The organism is Streptomyces sp. NPDC037100 (assembly GCF_055606225.1).
Genome location: NZ_JBVJSX010000002.1, coordinates 1,032,910 through 1,050,120 on the forward strand (window position 1 = coordinate 1,032,910; position 17,211 = coordinate 1,050,120).

A 17,211-nucleotide genomic window follows, 5' to 3' on the forward strand; every position below is an offset into this window, starting at 1 on the left:
TGGCGCAGCCGGCACCGCTCAGGTCGTCGACCGCCGCCGCCGAGCCCCCGGCCGCCGCTCGCTCGGCCGCGTGACCGGGTCCCCGGCCTCCACGGCCGCCACCCGGCGCTTCGCGCCGAAGTCGGCCAGGGCTTCCGCCAGCTTGTGGACGGACGGCTCGGGAGCCATGACGTCCACCCTCAGCCCGTGCTCCTCGGCGGTCTTCGCCGTGGCCGGGCCGATACAGGCGATCACCGTGACGTTGTGCGGCTTGCCGGCGATGCCGACCAGGTTCCGCACGGTGGAGGACGACGTGAACAGCACGGCGTCGAACCCGCCGCCCTTGATCGCCTCACGGGTCTCCGCCGGCGGCGGCGAGGCGCGCACGGTCCGGTAGGCCGTGACGTCGTCGACCTCCCAGCCGAGCTCGATCAGCCCGGCCACCAGCGTCTCCGTGGCGATGTCGGCACGCGGCAGGAACACTCTGTCGATCGGGTCGAAGACCGGGTCGTAGGGCGGCCAGTCCTCCAGCAGACCGGCGGCCGACTGCTCGCCGCTGGGCACCAGGTCCGGCTTCACACCGAACGCGATCAGCGCGTTCGCCGTCTGCTCGCCCACGGCCGCGACCTTGATGCCCGCGAAGGCACGCGCGTCGAGCCCGTACTCCTCGAACTTCTCCCGCACGGCCTTGACCGCGTTCACCGAGGTGAAGGCGATCCACTCGTAGCGGCCCGTCACGAGCCCCTTGACCGCGCGCTCCATCTGCTGGGGCGTGCGCGGCGGCTCGACGGCGATCGTCGGCACCTCGTGCGGCACGGCCCCGTACGACCGCAGTTGGTCGGAGAGCGACGCCGCCTGCTCCTTCGTACGCGGCACGAGCACCTTCCAGCCGAACAGCGGCTTGGACTCGAACCACGCGAGCTGGTCGCGCTGGGCGGCGGCGGAACGCTCACCGACCACGGCTATCACCGGCCGGCCGCCCTCCGGCGAGGGCAACACCTTGGCCTGCTTCAGCGTCTGCGCGATCGTGCCGAGCGTGGCGGTCCAGGTGCGCTGCCGGGTGGTCGTACCCGCGACGGTGACCGTCATCGGGGTGTCCGGCTTGCGCCCGGCGGAGACGAGCTCGCCGGCGGCCGCCGCGACGGAGTCCAGCGTCGTGGAGACGACGACCGTGCCGTCCGACGCCCCGACCTCCGTCCAGCACCGGTCCGACGCCGTCCGCGCGTCCACGAACCGCACGTCCGCGCCCTGCGCGTCCCGCAGCGGCACACCGGCGTACGCGGGCACACCAACGGCGCTCGCGATACCGGGGACGACCTCGAAGGGCACCCCGGCGGCGGCGCACGCCAGCATCTCCTCGGCGGCGTACGTGTCAAGGCCCGGGTCCCCGGACACCGCACGCACGACCCGCCTGCCGCCCCGCGCGGCCTCCATGACAAGATGTGCGGCATCCCGCACCGCGGGGACAGCGGCGGTGGTTGACGTGCCGTCAACTACCGTCAGCTGGGGCGCTCCTGTGCCCGGAGCCGGATCCTGGGAAGGACCCGGGTCCGTGTGCACCTCGGAGACGCCCTGCCTGGCGTGCTGACGTACGACGTCGAGCACCTCGTGCTCGGCGACGAGGACGTCCGCGCTCGCCAGCGCCTCCACGGCGCGCAGAGTAAGCAGTCCCGGATCTCCGGGTCCGGCACCCAGGAAGGTGACGTGCCCGTGTTCAGGACCGGCGGAAAGGGTGGTGGGGCTCAATGTGCTCGCTCCCCCATCAGACCGGCCGCGCCCTGGGCGAGCATCTCGGCCGCGAGTTCGCGACCGAGCGCCATTGCCCCGTCGTGCGTCTCGGGCACGGGACCGGTGGTGGACAGCTGCACCATGCGCGTGCCGTCGGTGGTCCCGACGACGGCGCGCAGGCGCATTTCCTTGACAATCTGCCCGTCGGCCAGAAGGTCGGCCAGCGCGCCCACAGGGGCGCTGCAGCCGGCCTCCAGGGCGGCGAGCAGTGACCGCTCGGCCGTCACGGCGACCCGCGTGAACGGGTCGTCGAGCTCGCCGAGCGCGGCGATGAGGTCCGCGTCACGCGCGGCACACTCGATCGCCAGGGCCCCCTGGCCGGGGGCGGGCAAAACCGTGTCGACCGACAGGAAGTCGGTCGCTTCGTCGCCACGGCCGATCCGGTTCAGTCCGGCGGCGGCCAGCACGACGGCGTCGAGCTCCCCGCTGCGCACGAACCCGATGCGGGTGTCGACGTTGCCGCGGATCGGGACCGTCGCTATGTCCAGGCCGTGGCTGCGGGCATACGCGTTGAGCTGCGCCATGCGGCGCGGCGAACCCGTACCGACGCGGGCCCCGGAGGGCAGGTCGGTGAACTTCAGGTCGTCCCGGGCGACGATCACGTCCCGCGGGTCCTCGCGCACCGGCACGGCGGCCACGACCAGTTCGTCGGGCTGCGTGGTCGGCAGGTCCTTCAGCGAGTGCACCGCGAAGTCGACCTCGCCCTTGAGCAGCGCGTCGCGCAGGGCGGTCACGAACACGCCGGTGCCGCCGATCTGGGCGAGCTGCTCACGCGAGACATCGCCGTACGTGGTGATCTCGACGAGCTCGACGGGCCGCCCGGTCACCCGGCTCACGGCTTCCGCCACCTGCCCGGACTGGGCCATGGCGAGCCTGCTGCGCCGGGTGCCGAGCCTCAGCGTCTTGTCCTTCATGCCGGCCCTCGGTCTCTCTGGGTGGTGCTTTCCTCGGCCCGGGAGACGGCGGCCACCGTCTCGGGGTCGAGGTCGAACAGGGTCCGCAGCGCGTCCGCGTACCCGGCGCCGCCGGGTTCGGCCGCGAGTTGCTTGACCCGCACGGTCGGCGCGTGGAGCAGTTTGTCGACCACGCGCCGCACGGTCTGGGTGATCTCCGCTCGGTGCTTGTCGTCGAGACCGGGCAGCCGCCCGTCCAGCCGGGCGATCTCGCCGGCCACGACGTCGGCGGCCATGGTGCGCAGGGCGACCACGGTCGGCGTGATGTGCGCGGCCCGCAGTGCTGCCCCGAAGGCCGCGACCTCGTCGGAGACGATACGCCGGACCTGGTCCACATCGGCAGCCATCGGAGCGCCCGCGGAGGCCTCCGCCAGCGATTCGATGTCCACCAGCCGTACCCCGGCCAGCCGGTGCACGGCCGCGTCGATGTCGCGCGGCATCGCGAGGTCCAGCAGGAAGAGCACGGGCTCGGGCCGCTGCGGCTCCTCGACCGGCTCGGGCCGGCGCCGCTCGGGGATCCGGCCGACGGTGGCGGCGGTCGCGGCGAGCGCGGCGATGGCGTCGGTGTCCGCGGCGGGGTCGAGCGTGGCGGCCGCTGCGGGCCGGGCGGGGCCGCCCGCACGCCGGTCGCCGCCCGCCGTGCCGTTGTCCACCCACGCCGCGTGCTGTTCGAGGTCGGCGGCGGCCATCCCGGCCACGGCGGCCTCGCCCAGCACGGAGAATCCCGCGGTGCCCTGCACGGCGGACAGGTCCAGCGGGCAGCCGTCCTCGCCGCCGAGGCCGGCGCCCGACGCGCCACCGCGCTGCGCTGCGGCCGCGGGGCCGGACGCGCCGCCCGGCGCCCCCGGTCCGTCCTCGCCGGGCGCGGTCCGCGGTGCGGGGTTGCGGCCCTCGATCGCTTCGGCGACCGACTCGGCCGTCAGGACCAGGCCCGTCGCACCGGTACAGGAGACGGTGACGTCGGCACGTGTCAGCTCGGCCGGCACCGACTCCATCGGTACCGCGCGGGCCGCCACGTCCGTGTCGTCGCCCTCCATGAGGATCTGGGCGAGGCGCTCGGCCCGGTCGAAGGTGCGGTTGGCGACGACGATCTCGGCGACCCCGGCCCGCGCGAGCGTGGCCGCGGCCAGGGAGGACATCGACCCGGCCCCGATGACCAGGGCCTTCTTGCCCCGCGCCCACTGCTGTACGTCTCCGCCCCGGGCCAGCTGCTCCAGACCGAAGGTGACCAGGGACTGGCCGGCGCGGTCGATGCCGGTCTCGGAGTGGGCGCGCTTGCCGACCCTGAGGGCCTGCTGGAACAGGTCGTTCAGGAGACGGCCGGCGGAGTGCAGCTCCTGCGCCCGGGCCAGGGAGTCCTTGATCTGGCCGAGGATCTGCCCCTCGCCGACGACCATCGAGTCCAGCCCGCAGGCCACCGAGAACAGGTGGTGGACGGCCCGGTCCTCGTAGTGCACGTAGAGGTAGGGAGTGAGCTCCTCGAGGCCCACCCCGCTGTGCTGGGCGAGCAGCGTGGACAGCTCGGCGACACCGGCGTGGAACTTGTCCACGTCGGCGTAGAGCTCGATGCGGTTGCAGGTGGCGAGCACCGCGGCCTCGGAGGCCGGCTCGGCGGCGACCGTGTCCTGGAGCAGCTTGACCTGCGCGTCCGCGGTCAGCGCGGCCCGCTCCAGCACGCTGACCGGGGCGCTGCGGTGGCTGAGTCCGACGACGAGGAGGCTCATGCCGGCATCACGGCGGGCATGTCCCCGTCGGGTCCCTGGTCGGCGGAGTCGGTGCGGGCGGCGGCGGTGGTGGGGACGCCGCCGTCGGAGGCGGCCTCCTCCCCGGCCTTGCGCTGCTCGTGGAAGGCGAGGATCTGCAGCTCGATGGAGAGGTCGACCTTGCGCACGTCGACGCCCTCGGGGACGGACAGCACGGTCGGCGCGAAGTTCAGGATGGAGGTGACGCCGGCGGCCACGAGCCGGTCGCAGACCGCCTGGGCCGCACCCGCGGGGGTGGCGATGACACCGATCGACACGCCGTTGTCCTGGATGATCTTCTCCAGGTCGTCGGAGTGCTGCACCGGGATCCCGGCGACGGGCTTGCCGGCCATGGCCGGGTCGGCGTCGATCAGCGCGGCGACCCGGAAACCACGGGAGGCGAAACCGCCGTAGTTGGCGAGGGCGGCGCCGAGGTTGCCGATACCGACGATCACGACCGGCCAGTCCTGGGTGAGCCCCAGTTCGCGGGAGATCTGGTACACGAGATACTCGACGTCGTAGCCGACACCCCTGGTCCCGTAGGAGCCGAGGTAGGAGAAGTCCTTGCGCAGCTTCGCGGAGTTGACCCCCGCGGCGGCCGCGAGCTCCTCGGAGGAGACCGTGGGCACCGAGCGCTCCGACAACGCGGTCAGAGCGCGGAGGTACAGCGGAAGCCGGGCGACGGTGGCCTCGGGAATCCCTCGGCTGCGGGTCGCCGGTCGGTGAGTTCGGCCAGTTGCCACGGTGCTCCTGCGGGTAGAGCGGGGCTGTAGGCGGTCATACGTCCCTACATGACCGCCCCGTCGAATGCAGGCTATGTCTTTGTGAACGCGTGCACAAAGATGGTGTCCGATTTGCCCGGCCAACGTGACCGGGGTCACGCGCCCCCGGCGCACGCGCAGGGAACCGGCGCCTGGGCGCCACCGTTCCTTGTCTTCCGGGGGCAAAACCGCACACTCTCCTCAGTGAATCCCGCCCCCGAGACCAAGCCGCCATCGATCCTAAGCGACCTGGCGACCACTTTGGACTGGTCGGTCAGTCGCTCACCGGGCGGGATCAGTCGGTCAGCGCCTTGCGCAGGCGGCCCTCGTTCACGCGCCAGAACGTGTGCTGCCTGCCGTCCACCAGCACGACCGGGATCTGCTCCCAGTACTGGTCGTGCAGTTCCTGATCCTCGGTGATGTCCTTCTGCTCCCAGGGGACTCCCAGATCACCGCACACCTTCTCCACAACGACCTGTGCGTCATCACACAGATGACAGCCGGGCTTGCGGATCAGGGTGACGAGCCGGTCACCGGAGGGCCTGCGTCGGAAGAGGGAACTCATGCCGGCCATTGTCGCGCGCCCGCGGTCGAGCGGAACCCCCGCGAAAGCCCCGGCGGACACGCCGAGCGCGTCCGTCACCCACGCCGTCTTTTGACGACATGCTTGCCGAGAGTTCACACGCCCCCAACCTTCCGACTCCGGAACCCCCGAACAGACTGGCTATGCTCACGCCATGGCCGCTCTCGGATGGCTCACTCCCCGTAGGCGCTCCGCCACGGCGCGGAGCGTTTTGGCAGGCGAGGCCTCGGCGGAGGCAGCCCGCAAGTCCACACAGGAAGTCGCCGGCACGACCGAGGAACCGCAGTTCCCGGTGCACGGCGACGACCAGGCCGCCGCCTTCTTCGACCTGGACAACACCGTCATGCAGGGCGCGGCCCTCTTCCACTTCGGGCGGGGCCTGTACAAGCGGAAGTTCTTCGAGACGCGCGACCTCGCGAAGTTCGCCTGGCAGCAGGCGTGGTTCCGCCTCGCCGGGGTCGAGGACCCCGAGCACATGCAGGAGGCCCGCGACTCGGCCCTGTCGATCGTCCAGGGCCACCGCGTCGCCGAACTGCAGTCGATCGGCGAGGAGATCTACGACGAGTACATGGCCGAGCGCATCTGGCCCGGCACCCGCGCCCTCGCCCAGGCCCACCTGGACGCCGGCCAGAAGGTGTGGCTGGTGACGGCCGCCCCCGTCGAGATCGCCACGGTCATCGCCCGCCGCCTCGGCCTGACCGGCGCACTCGGCACGGTCGCCGAGTCCGTCGACGGCGTCTACACCGGCAAACTCGTCGGCGAACCGCTGCACGGCCCCGCGAAGGCCGAGGCCGTCCGCGCCCTGGCCGCCGCCGAGGGCCTGGATCTCGGCCGTTGCGCCGCCTACAGCGACTCGCACAACGACATCCCGATGCTCTCCCTGGTCGGCCACCCCTACGCCATCAACCCGGACAGCAAGCTGCGCAAGCACGCCCGGCAGCTGGACTGGCGCCTGCGCGACTACCGCACGGGCCGCAAGGCGGCCAAGGTCGGCATCCCGGCCGCGGCGGGCGTCGGCGCGGTCGCGGGCGGCACGGCGGCCGCCATTGCCCTGCACCGCCGGCGCCGCTGACCACCCGATCAAACCGGGACACGGATGTTTGCGGCCTGACAATCGCCGTAAATCCAACTGGCGTACCCCCACAACCTCCTCTCCAGTCCTCTTGGCTGCACACGGCCACAACACGCCCTGCACCCAGCCGCAATCCGAAGCTTTCCGATCAACAACCGGTCAGGGTCCGGAACTTGATTCGGCGTCAATCGGTTACGGAAGCGACGTAACCGATGATTTGAGCAACTCGGTGTAGCAGCGCCTGCACGAAGCGTTATTCTCCTCAGACGCAAACCGGTACCCCTCCGTCGCTACGACGGGTGAAAGGTCCCGCACTGCACGTGATGGAAGCTCTGCCTCTGGGAGTCCCGTGTACCCACACGTCGGGGTTGACGCCTCGGGCCTGGCTACGCTGCGCGCAACGGTCCAAGACCTGTTGAGCGGCTTCGTCCCCACCGCGTACGCCGTCCCCGCATTCGCCACCGCCGCGCCCGTAGGCCCTTGCTACGCACTGGCCGACGGCAGCGCCGCGGTCGGCAGACGAGGGCGCCCCTCCGGCGCGGCCACCGCACGCCGGCCTGCCGCGGACAGCGACAGCGCCCGGATGATGGACCTCGTGGAGCGCGCCCAGGCCGGCGAGTCCGACGCCTTCGGCCGCCTCTACGACCAGTACAGCGACACCGTCTACCGGTACATCTACTACCGGGTCGGAGGAAAGGCGACCGCCGAGGACCTCACCAGCGAGACCTTTCTGCGTGCCCTGCGCCGCATCGGCACCTTCACCTGGCAGGGCCGCGACTTCGGCGCCTGGCTCGTGACCATCGCCCGCAACCTCGTCGCGGACCACTTCAAGTCCAGCCGGTTCCGTCTGGAGGTCACCACCGGCGAGATGCTCGACGCCAACGAGGTCGAGCGCTCCCCCGAGGACTCCGTCCTGGAGTCCCTCTCCAACGCCGCCCTGCTCGACGCCGTACGGCGGCTCAACCCCCAGCAGCAGGAGTGCGTGACGCTCCGCTTCCTCCAAGGCCTCTCCGTGGCCGAGACCGCCCGGGTGATGGGCAAGAACGAGGGCGCCATCAAGACCCTCCAGTACCGGGCCGTCCGCACCCTCGCCCGGCTGCTCCCGGACGACGCCCGCTGACCGGCCGGCACACTCCGCGACACCCAACTCACGCAACGTGAAAGTCCGTTGGCTTCGGCATCCGATCAGCCGGAGTCCGTAACCCAAGTGCCACACCGCTCGTTGTGCGGAATGCAGGCTCCCTGTGGTCACCCCCTGACCGGCTCGGTCACTCGATCGTGTGGTCGCGGTCAGGGTGTGCAACCCTCAGGACCCCCTGGGGAGTCGACCGTCATGACGAGAGGAGGTGCCGCCAGTGATCGCGAACGTATCGGCACACCGGCGGGCGAACGCCTTCGCCCAGGCCCTGGAGGAGCAGTCCGAGCAGGGCCCGGCGGCCGAGCAGCCCGAAGGATCGGCACCGGCCCCGGCCACCGCGGAAACGAGCGAACAGGCCCGCCATCTGGCGCTCGCCTCGGGGCTCGGCGCGTTGCCCAAGCCGGAGCTCGACCCGGAGGTCAAGGTCGTCCAGCGGGCCCAGCTGGTGGCCGCCTTCGAGGCCATGCTCCAGGAGGGCACCGCGGGCGGCGGGGCGACGGACAGCGCGGTCCCCGAACAGCGGTCCCGGTCCCGCGGGGCGCACCGCGCGGATTCACTGAAGAAGTTCCGGCCGCGTTCCCGGCTCGCCAAGGGCCTCACCGCGGGCGGACTCAGCGTCGGAGTCGCCGCGAGCGCCTTCGGCGGGGTCTCCGCCGCCAGCTCGGACGCCCTTCCCGGCGACTCGCTCTACGGCCTCAAGCGCGGCATCGAGGACGTCAAGCTCGGCCTCGCCGACGGGGCGGACGAACGCGGCCGCGTCTATCTCGACCACGCCTCCACCCGGCTCAGCGAAGCCCGCCGCCTGATGGAGCGAGGCCGCAGCGGCCCCCTGGACCACGAGTCCCTCGGCGAGATCCGCCGCGCCCTGTCCGGCATGCGGCACGACGCGTCGGAGGGCCACCGGCTACTGAGCGAGGCGTACGAGCGCGATCCGGACTCACTCGGCCCCATCCAGGCCCTGTCCGCGTTCTCCCGCTCCCACCGTGAGGCCTGGGGCGAACTGCGCGATCGACTGCCCGTCCAGCTCGGGGACGTCAGCCGGGAGGTGTCGTCCGTCTTCGACGCCATAGAGGAGGACGTCGCCCCGCTGCGCTCCCTGCTGCCCGAGCCCCCGGCCACCGGCGGCGGCGACGGCAAGCGGCGGGGTGCCTCCGAGTCGGCTCCCAGCGGCTCCTCGGGCACGGGCCGCTCGACCCGTCCCAGCGACAGCGGCGGCAGGCACAGCGACGAGCACAGCACCGGCAGCGGCGGTGGCAGCCCCAGCCGCTCGGCCGGCTCCGGTGACGACAGCGACGGCCTGCTCGGCGGCAACACCGGCGGCCTGCTCGACCCGCCGAAGGACAGCGAGACCAGCACCTCCCCGTCGACGGAGGGCAACACACCCGTCCCCGAGCCGGATGTGACGCTCCCGCCCCTCCTGCCCGGTCTGCTGCCCGGCCTGGGCATCGACGGCGAGGACGCGGGCTAGGCGACGCCATGACAGCGGGGGCGCCCCTTCGGCAGGGGGCGCCCCCGTCGTCGTACGCGGACAGCGGCAGACCGGCAGACGGCCTGAGAGAACGCCCTCAGAAGAACACCGACCGCCGCTGCACCAGCAGCCTGGCCCCTCCTGTCTGCCGCCCTCGCACTGCTCCGCAGGCTTCGGACCGCTGCGCCGACTCCGTCCGCCGGCTCCCAGCGACCGGCAGGCGGTTGCGAACGTCGGCCTCAGAAGAACACCGACCGCCGCTGCACCAGCAGCTTGGCCCCTCCTGTCTGCCGCCCTCGCACTGCTCCGCAGGCTTCGGACCGCTGCGCCGACTCCGTCCGCCGGCTCCGAGCGACCGGCAGGCGGTTGCGAACGTCGGCCTCAGAAGAACACCGACCGCCGCTGCACCAGCAGCTTGTACAGCGTGTGCTGGATCTGCTCCCTGACCTGGTCGGTCAGGTTGAACATCAGCATCGGGTCCTCCGCCGCCTCCGGCGGATAGCCGTCCGTGGGGATCGGCTCACCGAACTGGATCGTCCACTTGGTCGGCAGCGGAATCGCCCCGAGCGGTCCCAGCCACGGAAACGTCGGCGTGATCGGGAAGTACGGGAAGCCCAGCAGCCGCGCGACCGTCTTGGCATTGCCGATCATCGGGTAGATCTCCTCCGCCCCGACGATCGAGCAGGGCACGATCGGCGTCCCCGCACGCAGCGCCGTCGAGACGAAACCGCCACGGCCGAAGCGCTGCAGCTTGTAGCGGTCCGCGAAGGGCTTGCCGAGGCCCTTGAACCCCTCCGGCATCACCCCGACCAGCTCGCCCTGCTCCAGCAGCCGGGAGGCGTCCTCTGCGCACGCCAGGGTGTGACCCAGCTTGCGGGCCAGTTCGTTGACCACCGGCAGCATGAACACCAGGTCCGCGGCGAGGAGCCGCAGATGCCGGCCCGCCGGGTGGTTGTCGTGCACGGCGACCTGCATCATCAGGCCGTCCATCGGCAGGGTGCCGGAGTGGTTGGCGACGATCAGGGCACCGCCCTCGGACGGGATGTTCTCGATGCCCTTCACCTCGACCCGGAAGTACGTGTCGTACAGCGGGCGCAGCAGCGACATCAGGACCTGGTCGGTGAGCTCCTCGTCGTAGCCGAAGTCGTCGACCTCGTAGTCCCCGGTGAGGCGGCGGCGCAGGAAGGCCAGGCCGCCCGCGATCCGCCGTTCCAGCCCGCTTCCGCCGTCCGGGGAAGGCTCCGGCGGCTGTTCCTCAGAAGTCACAGGAACATCATCCTGCGGAACAGCCCTGGTGGGCAGGGGCTGCACCTCACGTACCGGCACGTTCTCCGCGCCCGGGCGGCGGTTCCCGGCGCTCCGGCGCCGCTGGGGACGCTGCGCGGCGCTCCCCCGGGACCGGTCGTCGTCGAACGGAATGACCTTGGCGTCCGCCATCGTTGATGCGCTCCTCAGTTGGCGCTCTGCGTCGGGGAGTGTCCGCCGCCCGCGAGGGGCAGGCCGGCGATCCGGTCGACGGCCCCCTCGAGGGCCTCCGGCGGAAGGAGTCCGGGGCCCTGGCTGCGGGCGAAGTCCGCGAACGTCTCCGCGGTCGTGTACTTGGGCTGGAATCCCAGCGTCTCGCGCATCTGGCCCGTGGCCACCACCCGGCCGTGTGTGAGCAGCCGGATCTGCTCGGGCGAGAAATCCGTCATCCCCAGCGTACGCACCAGCGAGCCCGCCCAGGTGACGGCCGGGAGCAGCAGGGGCACCGTGGGGCGGCCGAGGCGCCGGGAGCACTGGGAGAGCAGGAGCACACCGTCGCCGGCGATGTTGAAGGTGCCGCTGTTGAGCGTCCCCCGCCGGGGTTCGTGCGAGCCGAGCCGCAGCACCTCGATCACGTCGTCCTCGTGCACGAACTGCAGCCTGGGGTCGTAGCCGAACACGGTCGGCAGGACCGGCAGGGCGAAGTACGAGGCGAGCGGGGTGTCCGCGGTCGGGCCCAGGATGTTGGCGAACCGCAGCACGCACACGGCCACGTCGGGCCGGCGGCGCGCGAAGCCGCGGACGTAGCCCTCGACCTCGACGGTGTCCTTGGCGAAACCGCCGCTGGGCAGGGACTTGGGCGGGGTCGTCTCGGTGAACACGGCCGGGTCGCGGGGCGCGGAGCCGTAGACGTTCGTGCTGGACTTCACGACCAGCCGCTGCACGGCCGGGGACTTCTGACAGGCACCGAGCAGCTGCATGGTGCCGATGACGTTGTTCTCCTTCAGGGAGGCCCGGTTGCCGCTGCCCAGCGGCGTGCCCGTCACGTCCAGGTGGACGATCGTGTCGGCGCCCGTCTCGGCGAGCACCCGCGCGATGCCCGGCTGGCGGATGTCGGCCTGGACGAAGTCCGCACCGCCCAGATGGTGCTCGGGCGGCACCGCGTCCACGGCGACGACCCGGTCCACTTCGGGGTCCCGCTGGATCCGCCGGACGAACCGGCCCCCCAGCTGGCGGGCCACTCCGGTCACGAGCACGACCTTGCCCAAGATCAGCGCCTTCCTTCCAGAACCTCTCGTCCCCGCCGCGTTCCCCCGTGAGGCCAACTTAGCGGGTTGCTGTTGCGCTGTGATGACCGCCCGATGCGCGAAGTGACCGAAGCCGGCCGGGCGCGGGAGCGGATATGCGTGTGGCCCCCCACCGGTGGTGGGGGGCCACAGCAACGCTCTCGCGGTGTCCGCGTCGCGAACTTACTTCTTGTTGCGACGCTGAACGCGCGTGCGCTTGAGCAGCTTGCGGTGCTTCTTCTTCGCCATCCGCTTGCGCCGCTTCTTGATAACAGAGCCCACGACTACCCTCGCTCACTTCTCATCACTCGGTGTTTGGGCGCCATGGGCCCATACGACCTACGAGGGGCCAGCCTACCCGTCCGAGCGCTGAGGTCGTAATCGAGGAGGCCGAGGGGGTCCCGAAGTGCCCTGTGGGGACCGCCCCGGCCCTTGCCGTCAGGCGGTTTCCACCCCCACGTAACTCTCGCGGAGGTACTCGTGAACCGCTTGCTCCGGGACGCGGAAGGACCGCCCCACACGGATCGCGGGCAGATGACCGCTGTGCACCAGCCGGTACACGGTCATCTTCGACACTCGCATCACCGAGGCGACTTCCGCCACGGTAAGGAACTGAACCTCGTTCAGAGGCCTCTCGCCAGCTGCAGCCATGACACACCTGAACCTTCCGCACTCGACGGCCACCGGCTTCCCCTTCCGGTGACTCTTCGTCGCTGCGTGCTCACTCCCCAATGTAGGTGCCAGTGATGCGAGTGGGGAAGAGGTGCACCCATCGGCGGCCTACTGTGACAGACACGCCCGATTGAGTACGTAGCGGGTAAGCGGCAGGTAGTAATCGGACCGCACGCCGTCATCAAGTGGAACGACCACGGACACCGACCCCTCGGCCTCCCCCACGAACAGCGCCGGGTCGTCCGTGTCGGCCGGCCCGATCGCCTCGAACCCCAGCTGACCTGCCCCGCAGACCCACCCGTGATCCCCGATCACCAGCTCGGGCAGAGGCCCGCCGGCCTCCGCGCAAGCGGCCAGTACGGTACGAACCGGGAGAGGTGAGTGCGTATGTGCGCCGGGCTCACAACCGGGGCGTTCGGGGCCCGGGGTCCGCACCAGCGCGACTCCTCGTACGTAGTCGAGGTTGTGCGTACGTAGACCGAACCGGGTCGTTATGTCGACACAGCGACCCTGCGCGGGGGTGAGAACGGCACATCCCGCCGCCGACAGGGCGTCTGCCAGAGCGCCGTAGAAACCGAGCAGCCGGTGCGGGTGCCCGGTGCCGAGAAGCACGGGAGCACCCCGCCGGGCGGCCTCGGCGAGGCGTTCCGCGAAGGCGTCCAGCGCCGCCAGGGTCCGCTCCGGATCGATCACGTCCTGGCCGGAAACCTGCCGGGAATCGGCCGAAACCCCACACCGGTCCGCCATCAGCTCGATCAACTCCCGCTGCCTCCAGGCACCTTCGGGATCGATCCCGAGCAGCACCCGGGGGTCCCTGGCCGCGAAGAGCCGGTAACTGCGCAGGCTCTCCTCCCGCGAGGTCGCCACGGTCCCGGCGAGCCGCGCGCCCACCAGGTGCGCACGCAGGGCTTCGGTGGTCAGCACATGGAGATCGTGCGTGACCGGATCTCCACCTGTCCCGAGAACCCGCGAACACCGCACGGTCGGCCTAAGGGCTAAGGGCCTGTCCGACGAGCCCGGGCTGTCTCCGGGCGACGACGGGGACTGTCAGCCGGGCCCGGGACCTGCCGCTCGGATCAGGTCGCAGATTGTCGGCGGTCCGGCGTCACCCTCTCACACCAGCAGCCCCCGCAGCGGGAACACCGCCCGCCGGGCCGCCAGCACCGCCTGGTCCAGCCGGTCCGCCGGGTCGTAGCCCTCGTCCCAGGCCGGCCAGGCCACGGGCCAGCGCCCGTCCGTCATCCGTGCCGGGGCCAACTGCCGCGTCCTCGCGAACACTTCCTGCCGCCAGCTCTCGGGGATCATCGCCTCGGGCTCCACGGCCCGGCCCGCGGCGATCGCCACCAGATGCGTCCAGGACCTCGGCACGACGTCCACCACCGCGTAACCGCCCCCGCCCAGGGCCACCCACCGCCCGTCGGCGTACTCGTGCGCCAGGTCGTGACAGGCCACCTGCACCGCCCGCTGCGCGTCCAGCGACACGGCCAGATGCGCCAGCGGATCCTCGAAGTGCGTGTCGGCCCCGTGCTGCGTCACCAGCACCTGCGGCCGGAAGTCGGCGATCAGCTCCGGCACGACCGCGTGGAACGCCCGCAGCCATCCGGCGTCCCCCGTCCCGGCCGGCAGCGCCACGTTCACCGCCGAGCCCTCCGCGGAGTCCGCCCCGGTCTCCTCCGGCCACCCGGTCTGCGGAAACAGCGTCCGGGGATGCTCGTGCAGCGAGATCGTCAGCACCCGCGGGTCCTCCCAGAACGCCGCCTGGACACCGTCGCCGTGATGCACGTCGACGTCGACGTACGCGACCCGCTCCGCCCCGAGCTCCAGCAGCCGCGCGATCGCCAGCGACGCGTCGTTGTAGATGCAGAACCCGGACGCACCGCCCGGCATCGCGTGGTGCAGACCGCCCGCGAAGTTCACCGCGTGCAGCGCCTCACCCCGCCACACCGCCTCCGCCGCCCCCACCGACTGCCCGGCGATCAGCGACGACACCTCGTGCATCCCCGCGAACGCCGGATCGTCCATCGTCCCCAGCCCGTACGACTGGTCCGCCGCCCCCGGATCCGCGGACGCGGCCTTCACCGCCGCGATGTAGTCCTGCCGGTGGACGAGCCGCAGCGTCGACTCCCCGGCCGCCCTCGCGGCGACCACGTCCACCTCACGGTCCAGCCCGAAGGCGTCGACCAGTTTCCGGGTCAGGGCGAGCCGGACGGGGTCCATCGGATGCCCCGGACCGAAGTCATAGCCCGTTACTGCCTCGTCCCACATCAGCTGTGCGCGGCCGCTCATGCCCGCCACCGTATCGGTCCGGTTGAGCCCCGAACGACCGGGCGTACACCAGCGTCACCAGCACCAACACCATCGGCACCAACATGGCCCCGCGGTAGCTCCACAGATCCCCGAGCGCCCCGACCAACGGCGAACCGATGAGGAACCCCACGTAGTTGAAGACATTCAGCCGCGCCACGGCCGCGTCCGAAGCCCCCGGGAACAGCCTGCCGGCCGCCGCGAACGTCTGCGGCACCAGCACGCACAGGCCCAGCCCCAGCAGCGTGAACCCCAGCATCCCGACCCACGCCCCGGGCGCGACGGCCACCACGGCGAATCCGCCCGCCGCCACGAGCGCACCGGCCCGCACCACCGCGACCGCACCGAACCGCCGCACCCCGAGGTCCCCGATCGCCCGCCCCAGCAGCGTGGTGACCATGTACACGTTGAACGGCACCGTCGCCATCTGCTCCGAGCTCCCCAGCACGTCCTGTAGATACTTGGCACTCCAGTTGGAGACCGTCGAATCCCCGATGTACGCGACCGTCATCACCAGACACAGCGGCAGCAGCCACTTGAAGACGACCGTCCCGCCCTGCCCGGCCTGGTCCTCCGCCACGGATGCCGCACCCCGGTCGTCGAGGTACCACCGGCTCCCCACCAGCACAGTCGGCAGCAGCACCAGCACGACCGGCAGATACGACACCCACAGCTGCAGATGCCAGTGCGCCCCCACCCAGGCCAACGAGGCCCCGACGATCCCGCCCAGGCTGTAGGCCGCGTGGAAGCTGAGCATGATGCTGCGCCCGTACGACCGCTGCAGGCTCACCCCGAGCATGTTCATCGAGGCGTCCAGGACCCCTACGGCAAGCCCGAACGCCGCGAGCGCGACCCCGAGTTCCACCATCCGTTCCCCGGCCCCGACGCCGAGCAGAGCCAGCAGCACCACGGGCTGGGACCAGCGCAGCAGCCGGCTCGGCGGTACCCGCTTCACCAGCCGCTCGGTGGTCACGCTCCCGACCCCGGCGAGGACCGGCACGGCGGCCAGGAACGCGGGCAGCAGCGCGTCGGAGACCCCGTAGCGGTCCTGGATGGCCGGGATCCTCGTCACGAGCAGAGCGAAGGCGACACCCTGCACCAAGAAGCTGAACGCCAACGAGGCCCTGCCGCGCCGCAGCACATCTGTCATGGCGGCGAGCGTAGGGCCCCGGCTTACCCGTGGGTAGATCCAGCCAAAGATGAATTTTCCTCAGCTTCGAAGGACCTGCTGGAGCGGTTCACACCAGCAGGTCGGCCAGCTCCTCCATGCCGGAGAAGAGCCGGTCTGCCCCCGACAGCTTCTGCGCCGGCGTCATCGCGGTGAACCCGTAGACGTCCATCCCCGCCGCGATGGCCGCCTGCACCCCCAGCGGACTGTCCTCGATGACGACGCACCGCTCCGGCGCGGCTCCCATCTTCTCGGCGGCGTGCAGGAAGAGATCGGGGGCCGGCTTCCCTCGCCCCACGTCCTGCGAGCTGAAGATCCGCTCCTCGTCGAACCACCGGTCGAGCCCGGTGGTCCGGTGCCCCACCCGGATCCGCTCATGACTCCCGGAGGAGGCCACGCAGTACGGCACCCCGTCGGCGGTCAGCTTCTCCAGCACCACGGAGGCCCCGGCCACGGCCACCAGTTCCTGCTCGAACGCCGCGAACACCCGCGCGTGGAAGACGTCGTCGAAGTCCTCCGGCAGCCGCTGTCCGGTCCGCTCGAGGACCAGCTCGTGAATCCGGTGCATCGCCGATCCCATGTAGTCCCGAATCGACTCTTCGTAGGAGGTGGGGTGCCCCAGTTCGGTGAGGTACGCCGCGAGCAACCGGTTGGAGATGGGCTCGCTGTCGACGAGCACACCGTCATTGTCGAAGATCACCAGGTCATAGCGCATGGCCTTGAGCCTAAACGCAGAAAACCCCCGCATCCGAAGATGCGGGGGTTTTCCCAAAAATTGTTCGGCGGCGTCCTACTCTCCCACAGGGTCCCCCCTGCAGTACCATCGGCGCTGTAAGGCTTAGCTTCCGGGTTCGGAATGTAACCGGGCGTTTCCCCTACGCTATAACCACCGAAACACTATGAAACTGTCAGCCGCACCACGCGTGGCAGCATGGGGCTGTTCGTGGTTTCAGAACCAACACAGTGGACGCGAGCAACTGAGGACAAGCCCTCGGCCTATTAGTACCGGTCAACTCCACACGTTACCGTGCTTCCATATCCGGCCTATCAAC

General features: G+C 71.0%; 16 protein-coding genes and 1 rRNA gene. 3 read left to right on the top strand and 14 right to left on the bottom strand.

From position 1 onward, the window contains the following. Positions 1 to 18 precede the first annotated feature (18 nt). The 5 genes from ACZ7EG_RS09960 to ACZ7EG_RS09980 all read right to left on the bottom strand — a co-directional run bounded on the left by ACZ7EG_RS09960 (position 19) and on the right by ACZ7EG_RS09980 (position 5,797). On the bottom strand, positions 19 to 1,725 hold the full coding sequence (locus ACZ7EG_RS09960; RefSeq protein ID WP_471074772.1) for a bifunctional uroporphyrinogen-III C-methyltransferase/uroporphyrinogen-III synthase: 1,707 nt from the start codon (positions 1,723 to 1,725) through the stop codon (positions 19 to 21). Continuing rightward, positions 1,722 to 2,681 (bottom strand): hydroxymethylbilane synthase, encoded by a 960-nt coding sequence (gene hemC / locus ACZ7EG_RS09965; RefSeq protein WP_471074775.1) that lies wholly within the window; start codon positions 2,679 to 2,681, stop codon positions 1,722 to 1,724. Before hemC ends, ACZ7EG_RS09960 begins: the two co-directional genes overlap by 4 nt. Then, positions 2,678 to 4,444 (bottom strand): glutamyl-tRNA reductase, encoded by a 1,767-nt coding sequence (locus ACZ7EG_RS09970; protein WP_471074778.1) that lies wholly within the window; start codon positions 4,442 to 4,444, stop codon positions 2,678 to 2,680. The genes hemC and ACZ7EG_RS09970 overlap by 4 nt, the downstream gene beginning before the upstream one ends. Beyond that, positions 4,441 to 5,205, bottom strand: a complete 765-nt coding sequence (locus ACZ7EG_RS09975) for a redox-sensing transcriptional repressor Rex (RefSeq protein ID WP_471074781.1) — start codon at positions 5,203 to 5,205, stop codon at positions 4,441 to 4,443. Before ACZ7EG_RS09975 ends, ACZ7EG_RS09970 begins: the two co-directional genes overlap by 4 nt. Before the next feature lie 313 nt (positions 5,206 to 5,518). Beyond that, entirely contained in the window at positions 5,519 to 5,797 is a 279-nt protein-coding gene (locus tag ACZ7EG_RS09980; RefSeq protein WP_471074914.1) for a glutaredoxin family protein, read from the bottom strand. 163 nt (positions 5,798 to 5,960) lie between these two features. Here ACZ7EG_RS09980 and ACZ7EG_RS09985 point away from each other — a divergent pair, with 163 nt between their 5' ends. The 3 genes from ACZ7EG_RS09985 (at position 5,961) to ACZ7EG_RS09995 (ending at position 9,484) form a co-directional block, all read left to right on the top strand. After that, positions 5,961 to 6,878: an HAD family hydrolase gene (locus ACZ7EG_RS09985; protein WP_471074784.1), complete on the top strand. Its 918-nt coding sequence runs from the start codon at positions 5,961 to 5,963 to the stop codon at positions 6,876 to 6,878. A gap of 349 nt (positions 6,879 to 7,227) precedes the next feature. Continuing rightward, entirely contained in the window at positions 7,228 to 7,998 is a 771-nt protein-coding gene (locus ACZ7EG_RS09990; RefSeq protein ID WP_471074787.1) for an ECF subfamily RNA polymerase sigma factor, BldN family, read from the top strand. A gap of 235 nt (positions 7,999 to 8,233) precedes the next feature. Next, positions 8,234 to 9,484: a DUF5667 domain-containing protein gene (locus ACZ7EG_RS09995; protein ID WP_471074790.1), complete on the top strand. Its 1,251-nt coding sequence runs from the start codon at positions 8,234 to 8,236 to the stop codon at positions 9,482 to 9,484. 381 nt (positions 9,485 to 9,865) lie between these two features. On the opposite strand, the gene ACZ7EG_RS10000 is transcribed toward ACZ7EG_RS09995, so the two are convergent. From ACZ7EG_RS10000 to rrf, 9 genes are all read right to left on the bottom strand, one after another. Beyond that, on the bottom strand, positions 9,866 to 10,921 hold the full coding sequence (locus tag ACZ7EG_RS10000; RefSeq protein WP_471074793.1) for a lysophospholipid acyltransferase family protein: 1,056 nt from the start codon (positions 10,919 to 10,921) through the stop codon (positions 9,866 to 9,868). Positions 10,922 to 10,935: 14 nt separating this feature from the next. Beyond that, the gene (locus ACZ7EG_RS10005) at positions 10,936 to 11,997 is read right to left on the bottom strand and encodes an NAD-dependent epimerase/dehydratase family protein (protein WP_471074796.1); all 1,062 of its coding nucleotides are present in this window, start codon (positions 11,995 to 11,997) and stop codon (positions 10,936 to 10,938) included. Positions 11,998 to 12,198: 201 nt separating this feature from the next. Next, complete coding sequence (locus tag ACZ7EG_RS10010; RefSeq protein ID WP_003948845.1) at positions 12,199 to 12,297, bottom strand: 30S ribosomal protein bS22; 99 nt, start codon at positions 12,295 to 12,297, stop codon at positions 12,199 to 12,201. Between the two features lie 156 nt (positions 12,298 to 12,453). Beyond that, positions 12,454 to 12,666 (bottom strand): helix-turn-helix domain-containing protein, encoded by a 213-nt coding sequence (locus ACZ7EG_RS10015; RefSeq protein ID WP_004984898.1) that lies wholly within the window; start codon positions 12,664 to 12,666, stop codon positions 12,454 to 12,456. Positions 12,667 to 12,795: 129 nt separating this feature from the next. Continuing rightward, positions 12,796 to 13,611, bottom strand: a complete 816-nt coding sequence (locus tag ACZ7EG_RS10020; protein WP_471074799.1) for a phosphatase — start codon at positions 13,609 to 13,611, stop codon at positions 12,796 to 12,798. A 189-nt stretch (positions 13,612 to 13,800) separates the two neighbouring features. Further along, the gene (locus ACZ7EG_RS10025) at positions 13,801 to 14,973 is read right to left on the bottom strand and encodes an acetoin utilization protein AcuC (protein ID WP_471074802.1); all 1,173 of its coding nucleotides are present in this window, start codon (positions 14,971 to 14,973) and stop codon (positions 13,801 to 13,803) included. Beyond that, on the bottom strand, positions 14,924 to 16,141 hold the full coding sequence (locus tag ACZ7EG_RS10030) for an MFS transporter (RefSeq protein WP_471074805.1): 1,218 nt from the start codon (positions 16,139 to 16,141) through the stop codon (positions 14,924 to 14,926). Before ACZ7EG_RS10030 ends, ACZ7EG_RS10025 begins: the two co-directional genes overlap by 50 nt. 88 nt (positions 16,142 to 16,229) lie before the next feature. Next, positions 16,230 to 16,874, bottom strand: a complete 645-nt coding sequence (locus ACZ7EG_RS10035; protein WP_471074808.1) for an HAD family hydrolase — start codon at positions 16,872 to 16,874, stop codon at positions 16,230 to 16,232. A 62-nt stretch (positions 16,875 to 16,936) separates the two neighbouring features. Next, positions 16,937 to 17,053: ribosomal RNA gene (rrf, locus tag ACZ7EG_RS10040) — 5S ribosomal RNA — on the bottom strand. Positions 17,054 to 17,211: the final 158 nt, after the last annotated feature.

What these genes read in the sequence shown, in the direction of transcription:
- ACZ7EG_RS09985 (WP_471074784.1), top strand. Translation starts at nt 5,961, where the DNA reads ATGGCCGCTCTCGGATGGCTCACTCCCCGTAGGCGCTCCGCCACGGCG.
- ACZ7EG_RS10025 (WP_471074802.1), bottom strand. Translation starts at nt 14,973, where the DNA reads ATGAGCGGCCGCGCACAGCTGATGTGGGACGAGGCAGTAACGGGCTAT.
- ACZ7EG_RS10015 (WP_004984898.1), bottom strand. Translation starts at nt 12,666, where the DNA reads ATGGCTGCAGCTGGCGAGAGGCCTCTGAACGAGGTTCAGTTCCTTACC.
- ACZ7EG_RS10035 (WP_471074808.1), bottom strand. Translation starts at nt 16,874, where the DNA reads ATGCGCTATGACCTGGTGATCTTCGACAATGACGGTGTGCTCGTCGAC.
- ACZ7EG_RS10030 (WP_471074805.1), bottom strand. Translation starts at nt 16,141, where the DNA reads ATGACAGATGTGCTGCGGCGCGGCAGGGCCTCGTTGGCGTTCAGCTTC.
- ACZ7EG_RS09970 (WP_471074778.1), bottom strand. Translation starts at nt 4,444, where the DNA reads ATGAGCCTCCTCGTCGTCGGACTCAGCCACCGCAGCGCCCCGGTCAGC.
- hemC (WP_471074775.1), bottom strand. Translation starts at nt 2,681, where the DNA reads ATGAAGGACAAGACGCTGAGGCTCGGCACCCGGCGCAGCAGGCTCGCC.
- ACZ7EG_RS10000 (WP_471074793.1), bottom strand. Translation starts at nt 10,921, where the DNA reads ATGGCGGACGCCAAGGTCATTCCGTTCGACGACGACCGGTCCCGGGGG.
- ACZ7EG_RS09980 (WP_471074914.1), bottom strand. Translation starts at nt 5,797, where the DNA reads ATGGCCGGCATGAGTTCCCTCTTCCGACGCAGGCCCTCCGGTGACCGG.